This is a genomic window from Flagellimonas lutaonensis (genome assembly GCF_000963865.1).
In the GTDB taxonomy this organism is placed as follows: domain Bacteria; phylum Bacteroidota; class Bacteroidia; order Flavobacteriales; family Flavobacteriaceae; genus Flagellimonas_A; species Flagellimonas_A lutaonensis.
Genome location: NZ_CP011071.1, coordinates 3,064,619 through 3,081,166 on the forward strand (window position 1 = coordinate 3,064,619; position 16,548 = coordinate 3,081,166).

Sequence of the window (16,548 nt, forward strand, 5' to 3'; positions counted from 1 at the left end):
CCGTGGTTACTTCAAATTGTTGAGGATAAAATCGAGCGTTTTGTTCGTGTTCATTTTTTGCTTAAAGGAAAGGTTTTCATACCTGTTGGGCAGCAGCAATCCCTTTTTTCGAAGATGTTTTAGCACCTCTTCGCTGTCCAACGAAACCTTTCCGGCAATTAAGATATCCAAAGGTTCTTCACGTTTATAACGTTTATAGATTTTGCGCAGACCGCTCAAATAAAGGCGGTCTTTGGTAAAGCCCCCTCCCCTGTGCGCCCTAAGGGTTATGGTAAAGGCTTCGTCACGGTCGAGTTTGTAGTGCCCATGTATCAGGTCGAATGTATCGGCAAAGGTGTAACCCTTGCTCAAACTGTCGGCTGCTAGTACGCGGTAGGCCAACTCCTTAAGTCGTTTCAGGGTAAGGGCACCGCCCATGTACTCACTGAATACGGCGAGACCCTCTTGGGTCTCCACATTCTTGGGAAGTCCGTTCGATAAAATCTTCAAGGGTTGCGCCGCTGCATTGAAAGTAGTGACCAAATGTACCCCAATTTCATGTGTGCCCAGAGTTAGCAATTGGTTTTTGCTGAAGCGGGCATTCTTTTTGATCAATAAGGACTGGCGGCTGTTACTGACCATGGCCTCAGCAGCAATATGGGTCGAAAAAAGGATGTTCAACGGAAAGTCATAAGCCTCCGCAAACTTCTCGAAATAGTGCTTGGCCTCTTCGGCAGAAAACACTTTCTCCATATCGACAGAAGAAGGCTCATCTTTGAAATGGAGTATAAAACGGGCATTCTGCACATCTTTTTCGGTGGGTGTTCCGAAGACCCGTAACGAATTGAAATAGAAATTGCGCCCCGTGCCGATAGTTTCGATACACTGGATCATGTTCGAATAGTAATGGATGACCTCTTGATAGAGCTTTCTGATCTTCTCATCCTCAATACGCTCTAGGCGCTGTAAAAAGAAAAGGCGGTGCAGTTTGTAAGGGTCAAATTTGAGTTTAGGATAACGAAACTCAGGCTCAACGGTATATTTAGAGGCAAAAAAGCGGTGCTTTTCTTTTTCGATGTTCAGCGGGTTGATATAGTTCAACAGTTCGATACGCTTGACCAGCCTATCTAGATTGCTGTCTATCTCAAACACATCGGCATATTGTCGTTGCAGTTCTTGTTGCTCTTTTTCCTCTATCACGGGGTGCTCATGAATTCTTCAGCCTGCAAAGGTATCAAATCTTGCAATTGGTTTTCAACAGATTGCACAACTTCTGGATAAATGATGCCCGAAAGCTCATCGCAGTACACCTTGCTGATCTCTGTGGCGAACACCAAGGTGTTGTCAAAGGTTTTGGTGATATACTTTAGAAAATGACCATTGCCCTGAAAAGTGTCGTTGATGCCTGTGGTCGATTTGATGTCGTTGGGCAGTTGCATGCCCCCGAGTTTTTCGCGCCAACTTTCGACCATATTGCCAAAGCGGTCATTGTCAATATTGCTGGTGCCAAGGTTCCAAGTGGGTACTTCCCTGTCCCATCGTTTCCAGTTGTAGCTGTGCATGTCGAAAACGAGCACCTTTGGGTGCAGTGATTCCAATTTTTCTACAAGGGCATGCACGACCCTGTAAAAGTTGTGGTGTTTTTGCAAACTAAGCTGTCGTTCGTTTTCGGGAAGGTCTTTTTTCCAAAGCTGTTTTCCCCAGGCCGTATCAAAAATGGCCATTTCGGGCGGGCGGTTCAAATCATACTCAAAACGGCTGTCGCGGCCCGCAATGACAATGGGGTGCGATTCTACCATCTGTTTGGTGCAGGGGTCTTCCTCGTACCAACGCTCATATACGGTGTGCAGGCAATTTTGCCAAAGCGATTTTCTGAACTGGTGCCCATCGTGTACCGCACCGCACACAAACGGTACGTATTCCTCGATTTTTATGGTGAATGAATAGTCATCAGAGACCGCCTCGAAGACCCTGCCATTATCGATGTTCGAAATAATTTCCTCTAGGGATAACCTCCTAAGCATCCTGCACCTCTTTTCGAAGTCGGGAACGTCGGTCGAATGCCTGAAGCTTATCGAGCACCTTGCTCTCGATAAAGTCGATTACCTGACACTGAATCTTGGTCTTGTATACCTTGTTCATGTAGGTAATGCCCCCTGGCGACATTACATTGACCTCGACCAACTTGCCGCCGATCACATCGATGCCCACAAAATAGAGTCCGTCTTTTACCAGTTTGGGCCCTATTTGTTTGCAAAGGGCTTTTTCCTGTTTTGTCAATGTATGTTTTGCTACCGAACCACCGGCAGAGACATTGGATCTATGGTCATCACTTCCCGGTATCCTTCGCATGGCCCCGATGGGCTCTCCGTTCAGCAATAAGATTCGTACATCACCTTCGTCAGCACCTTCAATGTATTCTTGAAGTATAACGTAGTTAGAGGTTCCATCTGAATTGGTTACATAAAAGTCTAGCAGTGATTTGATATTGCTCATTGCCGACTTTTCTATAAGGATTACCCCCGAACCCCCAAACCCGTTCAAAGGCTTCAAAATCATCTTGTCAGATTTGGATTCTTTGATTTGCTGTACCAAATACTTTTTGTTCTTTGATACATGGGTAACGGGAATGATATTGCTATGGCTATCACCAAAGGCAGCCGTGTAGAGTTTGTTGTTGGCCTCTCGAAGCCCTTGTATGGAATTGATGATGAAAACATCGTCTTTCACCGAATCCAAGAAGTTCAGCATCAACGGATCCAACGGAGGGTTTGCCCTCATGAATATCACATCGAACCCGGCCAAGGGAAGCATTTCTTCCCGTAACGAGGCTTGTTTATAGAATGATTTTAGGCTTGCCGGTACCTTGTCCATTTTATTGATGACGGTACAAAAGGCCGATGTGACACTGTTTCTAATGGTCAGGTTGGCAGGTGTGCAAAGGGCTACCCCGTGCTTGCGCTTTGCACATTCGTGTATCAAAGCTAGGCTGGTATCGTTTTCAGGGTTTATTTCTTCCCAGGGATACATTAAAAAGCAAATGTTCATGGTGCGGAATTATTTTTTGGCTCTTTAATTTACTGAAAATTTCGTCCAATATTGAAAAACTACTTCACCTCCTCCCAGTGGTCGTCCCAGTTCTTGACCTTAGGCTTGCCCAGTTTTCCTACCGATTTGGCAACCATCATCGATACGGTGGCATCACCGGTTACGTTTACAACCGTCCGGCACATATCCAAGGGCCTGTCAACGGCAAAAATCAGCGCCAGACCAATGGCCAATTTGTCGGGCGGAAACCCAATCGATTCTAAAACAATAACCAACATGACCATGCCTGCCCCGGGTACGGCGGCAGAGCCAATGGAGGCCAGCAGGGCAGTAAGTACAATCGTTAGCTGCCCTGAAAAATCCAACGGAAAGCCCAATGCCTGTGCAATGAACACAGCTGCCACGCCTTGATATAGGCTGGTGCCATCCATATTGATGGTGGCCCCAACGGGAAGCACAAAGCTCGAAACCTCTTTATCGACCCCTATATGCTCCTCTACCCTTTCCATGGTCACGGGCAAGGTTGCCGCGCTCGAACTGGTCGAAAAGGCAAGCAATTGTGCAGGACTGATTTTGCTCAAAAAGGTCAGGGGATTATATCGTGTGAAAGTGGAGACCGCAATACTGTAGAAAACGATCATCAGCAAGAGCCCCAAGACAACTACGCCAGCATACTTCAAAAGGGCCAGCAGCAATTCGGGATCGCTCGAAGAGACCACCACCCCTGCCAATAAGGCAAAAACAGCATAAGGAGCTGTGAGCATGATTAGGTCGACCATCTTCAGAACTACCTCGTTAAGGGAATCAAAAAAGTTTTTGAGGGGCTTTGCGTCTTTCTCACCGATCAACAGCATCGATATGCCAAAGAAAATCGCAAAAAATATTACCTGTAGCATTAAACTGTTAAAAGACATGGCAAATATGGCATTGTCTGGCACCATATCTACCAAAAACTGTAAGGGGCCACTTTCTTTTTGACGAGACGCTTCCTCAATCTTTGAGGTGACCCCTGCGTCTGCAGCATAGGTGGCCGTCAACTTGTCAATGGTGTCTTGTGAGATTCCTTCACCCGGTTTCAATGCATTTACCAACAATAAACCTATGGTTATGGCAATTACCGTTGTGCATATATAGATAATGATAGTTCGTACCCCGATATCCCTGAACCTTGAAATATCCTTTAAATCTGAAATACCCTTGATAAGCGATGCCAAAATGAGCGGAATGGCTATCAGCTTCAACAGTCTTACAAAGATGGTTCCGAACGGGTTGATCCAATCAGCGACAAAATCACGCCCCCAATCCGGGTAGGTCATAATAAATCCGAAGACAATACCGAGCAACATCCCAATCAAAATCTGCCAATGCAGTTGCAATTTTCGCATAGTTTGAGTTTTGTCGGGTAAGATACCATTTATCGCAAAAAGTACGAAATGCGAAATGGGAAGTTAGAAATACGAAATAGAATATATATGAAATACGAAATTAGAAATGTAAAAAGAGAAAAGCGATATTTGAATTATAGGATTCTGAAAGACAAACCTTTAAACTTTGTTGATGCGTGCCAACAACCAATGATCGGCCAGTACCAGTGCGGTCATGGCCTCGACTATAGGTACGGCGCGGGGCACTACACAGGGATCATGGCGGCCTTTGCCCTGAGCCTTGACCTTCTCCCCTTTTTTATTGATGGTCTCATAGCCTTGAAGTACCGTTGCCACAGGTTTAAAGGCCACATTGAAGTAAATGTCCATTCCATTGCTGATACCCCCTTGTATGCCCCCACTATGGTTGGTGGTCGTTGAACCATCGCTGTTAAAGCCATCGTTGTGCTCGCTGCCCTTCATGGCTACCCCGGCAAAGCCGCTGCCGTATTCAAAGCCCTTTACGGCATTTATGGAGAGCATGGCCTTGCCCAGATCGGCGTGCAATTTGTCAAATACGGGTTCACCAAGACCCACCGGTATGTTTTTGGCCACGCAAGTGACCACACCACCAACGGTATCACCTTGTTTTTTGATGGTCTTGATATAGTCCTCCATTTTTGCGGCCATGGTTGGGTCAGGGCAACGAACAGGATTGCTCTCGATGTTCGAGAAATCAAGTTTTTGATAGGGCGTTTCAAGTTTTATGTTGCCTACTTGCGACACAAAAGCCTGTATCTGAACGCCCTGGAGCAATTGTTTGGCAATGGCACCGGCCACTACCCTACTGGCTGTTTCACGGGCCGAACTGCGGCCTCCGCCGCGATAATCGCGAAAACCATATTTCTGGTCATAAACAAAATCGGCATGTGAGGGCCGGTACGAATCTTTGATATGCGAGTAATCTTTCGATTTTTGGTTGGTGTTGTGTATGGCAAAGCCAATGGGCGTGCCGGTGGTCTTTCCTTCAAACAAACCGGAGTAGAATTCAACGGTATCGGGTTCTTTTCGTTGGGTGGTTATGGCCGATTGTCCCGGGCGGCGGCGGTCCAATTCATTTTGAACGGCGTTTAAGTCAAGTTCCAGGCCTGCGGGGCAGCCATCGATTATGCCACCGATGGCCTTACCGTGCGATTCGCCGAATGTTGTGAGCTTGAAAAGATGTCCGAAAGTGTTTCCCGCCATATATGCTGTTTCAATGCTGTCAAAGGTAAATGTTATATGCGGTATAGAAAAACTCCAATTTTCTTAATACTACCGTAACATTGTTTTAAGGACGGTGACAATTGTTTAACACTTTTCTTAAATATACTTCACATCAACTTGATCTTAATTTCACCATGGCACCATTACTTTGCAGCTAAATTCCTGAAGTTTTGAAAAAAAGAAAATTAGAGCTGGCCGTAATCTCTGATGTACACTTGGGCACCTATGGGTGCCATGCCGACGAATTGATTGCCTATTTGAACAGTATTGAGCCCAAAAAGCTCGTTTTGAACGGTGATATCATCGACATTTGGCAGTTCAGCAAACGCTATTTTCCTGCTTCACATCTCAAAGTGCTGAAAAAATTGATAGGCATGGCCGCAAAGGGTGTTCAAGTCTTTTACATTACGGGCAACCACGACGAGGTGTTGAGAAAGTTTGCTGATACTACCGTGGGCAATGTTACCATTGCCAATAAATTGGTTTTGGAGCTTGATGGTAAAAAGGCTTGGATTTTTCATGGGGATGTTTTTGATATCTCCATCCAAAACGCTAAATGGCTGGCCAAGTTAGGCGGGTATGGCTACGACTTGCTCATTCTCTTGAACCGTATGGTCAACGGGTTCTTGAACAAAATGGGGAAAGAACGGTACTCACTCTCAAAACGAATCAAGAACGGTGTAAAAAGCGCCGTTAAATACGTAGACAATTTTGAACGTACAGCCTGCGATCTTGCCATCGAGAACGGCTATGATTATGTGGTCTGCGGACACATCCACCAACCGAAAAAGGAAATGTACGCAAATAAGATGGGTAGTTGCACCTACCTTAATTCCGGTGATTGGGTTGAGAACCTTACTGCCTTAGAGTATTCGTTTAAAAGATGGAAAGTCTACCACTTTAACCAAGACAAGCTATCATCATTCTTTGTCGATGATGATGTAAAAGAGCTCGATATCAACGAGCTGTTCACATCGATTACCGCAGAGCGTGAAAAACCCAAAAAGAAAAACGAGACCATCTCTGATGGCGAACAGTTAAAAGACCATGGCCTGTCTCAAAATGGTAACGGGGTGTAATGCCTTTCTTCCCGTACCATCCAATATCTGATGGCGGCAGCTGGTACCGTTGGCCGCTATAATGGTATCGCTATCACTCTTTCTGACGGAAGGAAACAGCTTTAGTTCGCCGATGGCCATACTTGTCGCGTAATGTTCCTTTTCGTATCCAAACGAACCTGCCATGCCACAACAACCCGAGGATATAATGGAGACCTCGTAGTTTTTGGGCAGGTTCAAGATATCAAAGGTCACCTTTTGGTTCGAAAGCGCCTTTTGGTGGCAGTGGCCATGTATTTTAATTTTTCTCGGGGTCTCTGTAAACTGTTCGGTCTTGATGTTGCCCTTAATGATCTCGCCGGCCAAAAATTCCTCTATCAAAAACGATTGGTTCGCCAAACGCCCTGCATTTTCAGAATCTTGTGCCAATCGCTTGTATTCATCCCGAAAAGTTAGGACGGCAGAAGGTTCCAGCCCTACTATCGGGGTGGCCGCCTGTACCAGTGATATTGTTCTTGAGATATTCAAATCGGCAAGTTTTTTGGCTTGTTTTAAAAACCCCTTTGAAATATAAGTGCGACCACTTTCGGCAAACAGCAATTCGACCTCATAGCCCAAACGGGTCAAAAGTTCAATGGCATCTTTGCCTACCTCAACATCTAAATAGCGGGTAAACTCATCAATGTATAAAACAACCTTTTTATTTGTTGTAATTTTCTCTTTTTTAAGTTGTTGAAGATGCTTATCAAAATCAAAACTATAAATTTTTGGGAAACTTCTTTCAGTGGCCACCCCAACGGATTTCGCCAACCATTTCGACATTATTTTTGAACCGTACAGCAAATTGGCAAGTCCACTGACCTTGCTGGCCAACCGGTTGACTTTTGTGTTGTGCGCAAACAGTTTGCTACGCAGCGAATAGCCGTTGGCCTCTTGATAGTTGTATTGAAATTCGGCTTTTAACGTTGCCACATCCACATTGCTGGGGCACTCACGGGCACAAGCCTTGCAGCTTAGGCATAGGTCAAAGACTTCTTTCAGTTCTTCATGGTCAAAACGGTTGTTTTTTTCAGAATGGGTCAAAAACTCCCGAAGGGCATTGGCTCTGCCCCGGGTGGTATCCTTTTCGTTTTTGGTGGCATGGTAGCTTGGGCACATGGCGCCGACCATATGATGGGTTTTTCGGCAATCGCCGCTACCGTTGCACTTTTCCGCGGCCCGTAAGATACCCTGACTGTCTGAAAAGTCCATTAGCGTGTCGATTTCGGGCTCTTTTCTGTCAACTTCGTACCGCAACGAGGCATCCATCGGATAGGGATCCACGATTTTGCCGGGGTTCAGAATGCCGTGTGGATCAAAAAGCGATTTGATACGGCGCAGCAATGCATAATTTTTTTCGCCTATCATCAAAGGGATGAACTCTGCCCGAACGATGCCATCGCCGTGCTCACCGCTGAAACTTCCCCTATATTTTTTGGTCAATTGGGCGACTTCGGCGGTAATTTGCCGAAATAGCTTGACATCAGAACTTTTCTTAAGGTTCAGAATGGGGCGCAGGTGCAGTTCGCCCGCCCCGGCATGGGCATAATAAACGGCTTCTTGTCCGTAGTTCCGCATGATTTCGGTGAACTCCATGATGAAGTCCTTTAAATCTTCCAAAGCCACTGCTGTATCTTCGATACAGGCTACGGCCTTGCGGTCACCTACCATATTGCCCAACAACCCCAAGCCTGCTTTTCGAAGCTCCAACGCCTTGTTGATGTCATCCCCGCACAATACCGGACTTGCATAGCTCAAGCCTGAGTTTTCAAGGGTCTGCAATAGGGCATCAAGTTGTTCTTGCAATGCTTCTTCGGTGTGTGCCCTAAGCTCGAGCATCAAAATGGCAGCAGGGTCACCCTCTACAAAAAAGCGGTTGGCCAATTGTTGGCGGTTGTTCTTGGTGCAGTCAAGAATGACCTTGTCCATCATCTCGCAGGTAAACAAACCGTGTTTCATTACAGGGGCCACATCGCCCAGACAGGCCTCTAAGGTGTTGTAGTGCGTGGCCACCATGGCAGACAACGGCGGTGGCAGATCGTCTAACTGCAAGGTTATTTCAGTGGTAAAGGCAAGGGTGCCCTCGCTGCCGCAGAGCAGTTTACAGAAATTGAAACCGTTTTCACCGTCACCAAAGAGATTGTTCATAAGTAGCTCATCAATAGCATAACCCGTGTTTCTACGGTGGATTTCAGGTTTTGGAAACTCTTTCGCTATCTCCTTTTGGGTGGTTGCATCTGACAGTTCGCTTTTGACCGTGGCATATAATTGCCCCTCAAAATCTTTTTGTGCGGCCTTTTTTTCAAACCCACTTTCATCCATCTCCCCAAAAACAGCAGTGCTTCCATCAGAAAGGATGGTTTTGAGGGCTACCACCTTATCGCGCGTCACCCCGAACTTTATAGATGTGGTTCCAGAAGAGTTATTGCCTACCATCCCCCCTATCATACAACGGTTCGAGGTTGAGGTGTTCGGCCCAAAGAACAGTCCGTATGGTTTTAGGTATTGGTTGAGTTCATCACGAATCACCCCTGGTTGTACCGTGACCTGCCTTCTATCTGTATCTACCTTCAAAATCTTGGTAAAATGTTTAGAGGTGTCAACGATTATTCCCTCGCCTACACATTGGCCTGCCAGAGAGGTACCTGCGGTACGCGGCACAAGACCAATGTTGTTTTTGTTGGCAAATTGAACCAAAACCTTGATATCTTGTTCGTTTTTCGGATAGGCAACAGCAAGTGGTAATTTGCGATACACAGAGGCATCGGTGGCATAGAGAGACCTTGTCAATTTGTCAGTATGCAGACTGCCCTGCAAGCAGGAAGAGAGTAATTTCAGGGAAGATTTGTTCAATTCGGAACAATTTTTGAGTAATGAAACAAGTTATAACCAAAATAGCGAAACAAAGCTATCCATATTTTTAAACTAAAAGAGAAACTCATGAAGATTACCACATTTTTTTCTGTCGTACTTTTAATTGCAACGGCCTCGCTGAGCGCCCAGAGTATATCAGACCATACCTTAGGCCTCCGTTTGGGCGATAGCGATGGGTTTGGTGCCGAGATCTCGTATCAGAAATCAATTGCCCAGTTCAACCGGGCAGAGTTCAACCTGGGTTGGCGAGATAGTAGAAACTTCGATGCCTTCAAGCTATCAGGCGTGTACCAATGGGTACACAATTTAGATGGCGGCTTCAACTGGTACTATGGCGTTGGCGGCGGTCTGGGAAGTGTAGATTTTGCCCCTGTGCCCGATGGTGACGATGATGACGGGCTCTTTGTTTTTGCTGCCGGTAATCTGGGCATCGAGTATGATTTTGACATCCCTTTGTTGTTATCGTTGGACTTCAGGCCAGAGATTGGAATTCTTGGTTACGATGGCTTCAGTGATAATTTTGATTTCGATATTGCGCTGGGTATCCGATACCAGTTTTAAAAGTTATCAACACGAAACAGGGCCCTTAACTTATGTTAGGGGCTTTTTTTATCCCCTGCTTTATCAATACCTTTGCGGTTCAAACAAATTTGTTCTATGAAAAAAATAGTATTTGCCCTGACCACAATTGCCATGTTCGTTGCTTGTGACCAAGCGAAGAACGGCTACACTTTGACCGGAAGTATAGATGGAGAAGTGGAAAACGGCACAAACGTTTATTTAAGAACCACCGATACCCTAAACCAGTTGATCGATGTCGACACGGTCCAGGTCAACGAGGGAGGTTTCGAGTTTGCCGGAAACCAAGAAATTCCACAGCTTCACTATCTTTTTGTGGAAGGAATCATGGGCAACGTACCGGTAATATTGGAGAATGGAGCCATTAACGTGGAATTTCAAAAAGACAGCATGGCCTTTGCCGAAATTAAGGGCACCTACCAGAATGAACGTTTTATGGAGTTTCTCGATGAGTCGCGCGACATCAACGAAAGCGGACAGTCGATCAACGATGATTTTCAAAAGGCCAACGCCGCACGCGACACCGCCATGATGGAATCGCTTCGTGAGGAGTTCTTCGAGCTGCAAGACCGGGTTAAAACGTACCATTTGGATTTTGTGAAGGAGAATCCCGATGCGTTGATATCTGCCTTGATACTTGACAATCTGCTACGCTCAAAGGTGATCGAGGCAAGTGAGGCACAGACCCTATACGATGCCTTTACCCCTGAGGTCAAGAATTCGAAACCTGGTAAGAGCATCGATAAACAACTAAAACAACAAAAGGGAACGGAAGTAGGTGCCATTGCACCGGATTTTTCGGCCCCGACACCTGATGGCGATCTGCTTGCTCTTGAAGAGGTCAAGGGCAAGGTAACCCTGATAGATTTTTGGGCGGCCTGGTGCCGGCCCTGCCGATATGAAAATCCGAATATCGTGGCGGTCTACAACAAGTACAAAGACAAGGGACTCAATATTGTCGGGGTCTCATTGGACAACAACAAAGACCAGTGGAAGCAAGCCATTGAACAAGACGGCCTTGAATGGCACCACGTGTCGCACTTAAAGCGATTTCAAGATCCCGTGGCCCAACTATATAACGTTGATGCCATACCGGCAGCTTTCTTATTGGACGAAAACGGGGTCATCGTGGCCAAAAACCTTCGCGGCCCTGCCCTAGAAGAAAAAGTGGCCGAGTTGCTGAACTAAAGGAAGCGACTGCTGACAAATAAAAAAGCCCTGATTATTCAGGGCTTTTTTTGTTGGTAGGTTATTTAGTTGCTAGAATTTGTTTTGAATATCTTCAAAGTCACCCGTTATGGTAACGTTGTCACCTTTTTTGACTTCTCCTAAAATATTGACCCGCGAACCAGTGCCCAAAAATTCTACCGTGGCCCCGTCCTCAAGTTCCAAATCCCCATAAACGGTCAGGTTGCCCTCAACTCTAAGGGTTGCCCCCTCGCCCACTTTTAGGTCTTTTCTTTTGTTGTTGCGGGCAACAATCAGCGTGCCCCTTATTTCAAAAAGTGCGTCATCGGCAACCGTGACGGTATTTTTTACGGTCCATGTGCCACATAGTAGCAACGAACCTGAAACACTGATTTGCTGAAAACGTTTTGAGCCGCTAAAGGCCAATTGCTGGTTGGCACCAACGGTCAGTTTAGAGCTGCCCTGATAGTTTGGTGAATCGGCGCACCTGGCTGCCAGACTTGGCGAAGGTTTGTTCATCTTTATCACCTGAAGGCCCGATTTTCCCGAGGCCGCAAAAATGTAATCCCCTTTCGACTCTACGTAGTTGATGGAGCCGGTCAACTCAATAATGCCCACTAGGTCGGTGCCATTGTCTTCTTCCTCAGAAAGACATAATCCTGCCCCGCCATTGGCCATCAACAACACATCTTCGTTAATGGTAACGGCATTGGTGACAATATCAGACGTTGCCACACCGTCAGGGTTGATAAGAATTGGCACATGTTCGATGAAGCTGCCGGTGGTAAAATCATAAATACCAGCACCTGCCTCGCCCTCGGATACCACAATTTTGTTGTCACTGGTAAAATCAAGGGTTCTCTTGTCCGCTGTTCTAAAGTCGGCATCAATGGCGATACTGCCCACCTGCGATAGGTTTTGGTCCAAGATACGCACGCCGAAATCGGCATCAAGCACCCCTATTTTATCGTCTTTCAGCTTCACCGACCTTAAATCGGAAAACGGGGTGTCGTTTTGGGCTTCCAGGGTGTTCTTATCGTAAACGGTCACGTAACCGTCTTTACCGCTGGTAACGATCACAGAGCTGGCAGTGGTCTCAACATCGGTTGCCACAAATCCTTCTTGAAATCCGTAGAGAATACCGGCACCAAGGTTAAAGCGGCCATTGTCTACCTTTATCTTGGCCACAAATGAATTTGATGTGGCCCGTACCGATTTTTCTGAATCAACACCGCCTGCTGCATAAACGTAGCCATTGTCATATTTTACCGAACTGATGTCGGCATTGGTATAGTACAATCTAGAAGTTACCCCTGGGCGGTTGGGGTCGGCCACGTTTACAATGTCGATGCCACCAACATAGTCTTGTCCGACGGTATTGTAGGCCACATAAGCGTAATTGCCGTGAACATGCACGTGTGAAGCGGTCAGGTTTTCGCCGCCGCTAAATTTGGGCGGAGACACCTGTGCTACCAAAGAAAGGGGGTAGTCGCCTGCCGGTTCATCTGCAAAACGCGCCAATTTACCTGTTAGACGGTCTTCACTAAAAATATCAAGTACACCGGCATTATCAAGAGAGATACTGTTTTCAAGCACAGTTTCGCTGGTCTCTAGTTCAACGGCACTCTGCTCATCTTCGTAAATAATGGTTTCGTCAGAACATGAAAAAAACAAAGCGAGCCCTGTGGCTGCCAACATCGGTAAGATTCGTTTCATAACTAGGCTATACTAAAGTGCCCCAAAATAAGGGCACAACTGGGTATTCGCCCAACTTTTGTTGTGAACGTGCCCCTATCTGTTGTAAAAAGCGGGTTACCTTAGATTTTACCCATCTTTTCAAGCACAAAGAGTATTATGATAGGGATTGCCAGCAATAGTACCATAAGTGTCTCGGTGACCAAGAGGCCCGGCAAAAATATAAGGGTCATGGCATAGCCCCCAATGGCACCACCAAAGTGGGCCGTATGCCCAATGTTGCCCAATCTGCTTTTCATGCCATATATGGAATAAAGTAGGTAGGCAATGCCCAGAACATATGCAGGCAACGGAATCGGAATGAACAGGATGCCCAATTGCATATCGGGCTGCAACAGAATAGCGGCATAGAGTATTCCCGTCACTGCACCACTGGCGCCGACAGCACTGTAATAGGGCTCGTTTTTGTGGAAGAACATGGCAAGCAAACTACCGGCAAAAAGGCTTACAAAGTAAATGACCAGAAATTTGAAGGCCCCAAACCAAGTGATGACCACATCGGCAAAAAAGAAGAGGGTGAACATGTTGAAGAACAAGTGCGAAATATCAACATGCAGGAACCCTGAAGTGAACATGCGCTCTTTTTGACCGGCCTGAATGGCAGCTATGTTGAATTTGTAGCGATCAAAGAAAGTTTGGTCGTTGAAACCCCGAAGTGTCACCAGAATATTGACAACAATAATGCCAATGGTAGCTAAGTGCAAATTGTACATGTACCCATAGGTTTGGGGTCAAATATAGCTATATTTGTGCATACCTTTTTTGCATGCAATTGATTGGTTTTATCATCGCATACCCTTTACTTTGGTTGGTTTCGCGGTTGCCTTTTAGCCTTCTTTACGGCCTGTCAAACATTCTTTATTATCTGGTTTACCATAGTATCGGCTATCGAAAAAAAGTGGTGCGCGAAAACCTTCGTCTGGCCTTTCCTGAGAAATCGATTGCAGAAATCAAAGCGATAGAAAAGAAGTTTTATCGCCATATGTGCGATATGTTTTTAGAGATGATAAAGACGATGGGGATCTCTCATGAACAATTGCAAAAAAGGTTCGTTTTTACAAATTTAGAGGTACTTCATGGCTTGGAGGCCCAGAACAAAAGTATCATGGTCATGTTTCCGCATTATGCGAGTTGGGAATGGTCTATCGCACTCGATGCGCACATCAAATCAAAGGGTTACGGCATCTACCAAAAAATCAACAACCCCTACTTCGATAAATTGATTCGCGATATACGCAAAAAATTCGGCACCTCTTTGATTTCTACAAAGGAAACCAAAGAAATCGTGGCCAAGAACCGCCGTGAAGGTCGTTTGAGCACCTATGGCATACTGAGCGACCAATCGCCCATGCGACATAAGGCCCAATATTGGACCTCGTTCATGGGCATTGTGGTACCTGTTCATGTGGGGGCCGAGAACTTGTGCAAAAAATTGGATTTGCCCGCAGTATATTTAAAGGTCAGAAAACTGAAACGCGGCCATTACCAAGGTACCTTTAAAATACTAGCTGAAAACCCCAAAGAATTCAAGGACTTTGAAATTACCGATGCCTTTTTAAGGGAAGTGGAAGACTCCATTAGGGAAGCCCCGGAATATTATTTCTGGACCCACAAGCGGTGGAAGCATCGCGGCAAAGGGCCCAAGAACATGAAGCAGACAGTACAAGACCAAAGTTAACCATAACCTTTTCACATTTGTTAACTTCGAAGACTAAACCAAAGATATGACCGACCTTCAGATTGCCCGAAACGTGCGCCTGAAACCGATAACCGAAATTGCCGAAAAGCTGGGCGTACCAACCGATTCGTTGGAGCCGTATGGCAAGTACAAAGCCAAAATGCCCGTATCGCTCATCGATTCTGAAAAATTGGCGCAATCAAATTTGATACTGGTATCGGCCATTTCGCCTACACCGGCCGGGGAAGGCAAGACCACCATGTCGATAGGGCTGACCGAAGGCCTGAACCGTTTGGGCAAGAAAGCCACTGTTGTCTTGCGCGAACCTTCATTGGGCCCCGTTTTTGGCATAAAGGGAGGGGCTACCGGCGGTGGTTATTCGCAAGTATTGCCCATGGAAGACATCAATCTGCATTTTACCGGGGATTTTGCTGCCATTGAAAAAGCGCATAACCTGCTATCGGCCTTGATAGACAATAACATTCAGAGCAAAACAGCTTCACTAGGACTTGACCCCCGTACCATCTCTTGGAAAAGAGTGATCGATATGAACGATCGTTCTTTGCGGCACATAATCGTGGGGCTTGGGGGCACTTCTTCGGGTATTCCAAGAGAGACAGGCTTTGATATTACCGCCGCCTCTGAGATCATGGCCATTCTTTGTTTGGCCGAAAACTTATCAGACCTTAAGAAAAGGCTTGGCAACATCTTTGTCGGGTATACTTTTGACCGGCAGCCCATATATGTCCGCGACCTTAAGGCAGAGGGCGCTATGGCGGCCCTGCTCAAACAAGCCATACAGCCCAATTTGGTACAGACGATGGAGGGCAATCCGGCCATTATCCACGGTGGGCCCTTCGCCAACATTGCCCAGGGCACAAATTCAGTGATCGCCACTCGAATGGGCATGACCTTTTCAGATTTTACGGTCACCGAGGCCGGGTTCGGATTCGATTTGGGGGCAGAAAAATTCTTTGACATCAAGTGCCAAAGTGCCGGTCTTTCACCAAAAGCAGTGGTGTTGACCACCACTGTTAGGGCCCTGAAATACCATGGTGGCGCTTCATTGGACGCATTGACCATACCTGATGTCGATGCCCTTAAAAATGGCTTGCCCAACCTAGAAAAGCATGTCGAGAACATCAAACGCTTTAACGTTACCCCAATTATTGCCGTTAACCAATTTACCAGCGATACTGAGGCTGAATTTGACGTTCTTCGTTCCGCAGCCGAAAAGATGGGCGTGGCCATTGCCATTGCCAATGTTTGGGGTAAGGGGGGGGAAGGCGCCCTTGACCTGGCAAGTAAAGTGGTTGAAATTGTGGCAGAAACAACAGAGCCATTTACCCCACTGTATGATTGGGAAAGCCCCGTAAAGGAAAAAATTGAGACCATCGCCACCAAAATCTATGGGGCCGAGCATGTAGATTATTCGTATCAGGCAAAGCGGGACCTAAAAAAAATACAGGATTTGGGATTGGAAAAGTTGGCCATCTGCATTGCAAAAACCCAGAAATCACTATCTGATAATCCCAAACTATTGGGGCGGCCCAAAGATTTTATCATTACCGTTCGGGAAATTGAGATTGCCGCGGGCGCTGGATTTTTGATACCGATAACGGGAAGTATTATGCGTATGCCGGGATTGCCTGCCCACCCTGCTTCAGAACGCATCGATATTGATGACGATGGAAATATCAGTGGACTTTTTTAAAGTCTG

General features: G+C 46.2%; 13 protein-coding genes. 5 read left to right on the forward strand and 8 right to left on the reverse strand.

Translation table 11 applies throughout. The features are described 5' to 3' along the window. Positions 1 to 6: 6 nt before the first annotated feature. The 5 genes from VC82_RS14185 to aroC all read right to left on the reverse strand — a co-directional run bounded on the left by VC82_RS14185 (position 7) and on the right by aroC (position 5,636). Positions 7 to 1,176: a flavohemoglobin expression-modulating QEGLA motif protein gene (locus tag VC82_RS14185; protein WP_417935070.1), complete on the reverse strand. Its 1,170-nt coding sequence runs from the start codon at positions 1,174 to 1,176 to the stop codon at positions 7 to 9. Continuing rightward, on the reverse strand, positions 1,176 to 2,003 hold the full coding sequence (locus tag VC82_RS14190) for an N-formylglutamate amidohydrolase (RefSeq protein WP_045802946.1): 828 nt from the start codon (positions 2,001 to 2,003) through the stop codon (positions 1,176 to 1,178). The genes VC82_RS14185 and VC82_RS14190 overlap by 1 nt, the downstream gene beginning before the upstream one ends. Next, positions 1,996 to 3,027 (reverse strand): glutathione synthase, encoded by a 1,032-nt coding sequence (gene gshB / locus VC82_RS14195; protein WP_084598240.1) that lies wholly within the window; start codon positions 3,025 to 3,027, stop codon positions 1,996 to 1,998. The genes VC82_RS14190 and gshB overlap by 8 nt, the downstream gene beginning before the upstream one ends. 59 nt (positions 3,028 to 3,086) lie before the next feature. Continuing rightward, positions 3,087 to 4,412, reverse strand: a complete 1,326-nt coding sequence (locus tag VC82_RS14200; RefSeq protein ID WP_045802948.1) for a dicarboxylate/amino acid:cation symporter — start codon at positions 4,410 to 4,412, stop codon at positions 3,087 to 3,089. A gap of 159 nt (positions 4,413 to 4,571) precedes the next feature. Continuing rightward, complete coding sequence (gene aroC, locus VC82_RS14205) at positions 4,572 to 5,636, reverse strand: chorismate synthase (protein ID WP_045802949.1); 1,065 nt, start codon at positions 5,634 to 5,636, stop codon at positions 4,572 to 4,574. Positions 5,637 to 5,827: 191 nt separating this feature from the next. On the opposite strand from aroC, the gene VC82_RS14210 reads away from it, so the two are divergent. Then, the gene (locus tag VC82_RS14210) at positions 5,828 to 6,736 is read left to right on the forward strand and encodes a UDP-2,3-diacylglucosamine diphosphatase (RefSeq protein WP_045802950.1); all 909 of its coding nucleotides are present in this window, start codon (positions 5,828 to 5,830) and stop codon (positions 6,734 to 6,736) included. On the opposite strand, the gene VC82_RS14215 is transcribed toward VC82_RS14210, so the two are convergent. Beyond that, positions 6,695 to 9,607 carry an FAD-binding and (Fe-S)-binding domain-containing protein gene (locus VC82_RS14215; protein WP_045802951.1) on the reverse strand — a complete coding sequence of 971 codons (2,913 nt, stop codon included), beginning with the start codon at positions 9,605 to 9,607 and terminating at the stop codon, positions 6,695 to 6,697. The genes VC82_RS14210 and VC82_RS14215 overlap by 42 nt on opposite strands. An 87-nt stretch (positions 9,608 to 9,694) precedes the next feature. On the opposite strand from VC82_RS14215, the gene VC82_RS14220 reads away from it, so the two are divergent. Together VC82_RS14220 and VC82_RS14225 are read left to right on the forward strand one after the other, a co-directional pair. Continuing rightward, positions 9,695 to 10,189, forward strand: coding sequence for a hypothetical protein (locus tag VC82_RS14220; RefSeq protein ID WP_045802952.1), 495 nt, complete (start codon positions 9,695 to 9,697; stop codon positions 10,187 to 10,189). 96 nt (positions 10,190 to 10,285) lie between these two features. Next, entirely contained in the window at positions 10,286 to 11,395 is a 1,110-nt protein-coding gene (locus VC82_RS14225) for a TlpA disulfide reductase family protein (RefSeq protein ID WP_045802953.1), read from the forward strand. Between the two features lie 72 nt (positions 11,396 to 11,467). On the opposite strand, the gene VC82_RS14230 is transcribed toward VC82_RS14225, so the two are convergent. Further along, the gene (locus VC82_RS14230; RefSeq protein WP_045802954.1) at positions 11,468 to 13,111 is read right to left on the reverse strand and encodes an LVIVD repeat-containing protein; all 1,644 of its coding nucleotides are present in this window, start codon (positions 13,109 to 13,111) and stop codon (positions 11,468 to 11,470) included. Between the two features lie 101 nt (positions 13,112 to 13,212). Beyond that, entirely contained in the window at positions 13,213 to 13,863 is a 651-nt protein-coding gene (locus VC82_RS14235) for a rhomboid family intramembrane serine protease (RefSeq protein WP_045802955.1), read from the reverse strand. 53 nt (positions 13,864 to 13,916) lie between these two features. Here VC82_RS14235 and VC82_RS14240 point away from each other — a divergent pair, with 53 nt between their 5' ends. Beyond that, entirely contained in the window at positions 13,917 to 14,828 is a 912-nt protein-coding gene (locus tag VC82_RS14240) for a lysophospholipid acyltransferase family protein (RefSeq protein ID WP_045802956.1), read from the forward strand. 46 nt (positions 14,829 to 14,874) lie between these two features. Beyond that, entirely contained in the window at positions 14,875 to 16,542 is a 1,668-nt protein-coding gene (locus tag VC82_RS14245) for a formate--tetrahydrofolate ligase (RefSeq protein ID WP_045802957.1), read from the forward strand. Positions 16,543 to 16,548 lie beyond the last annotated feature (6 nt).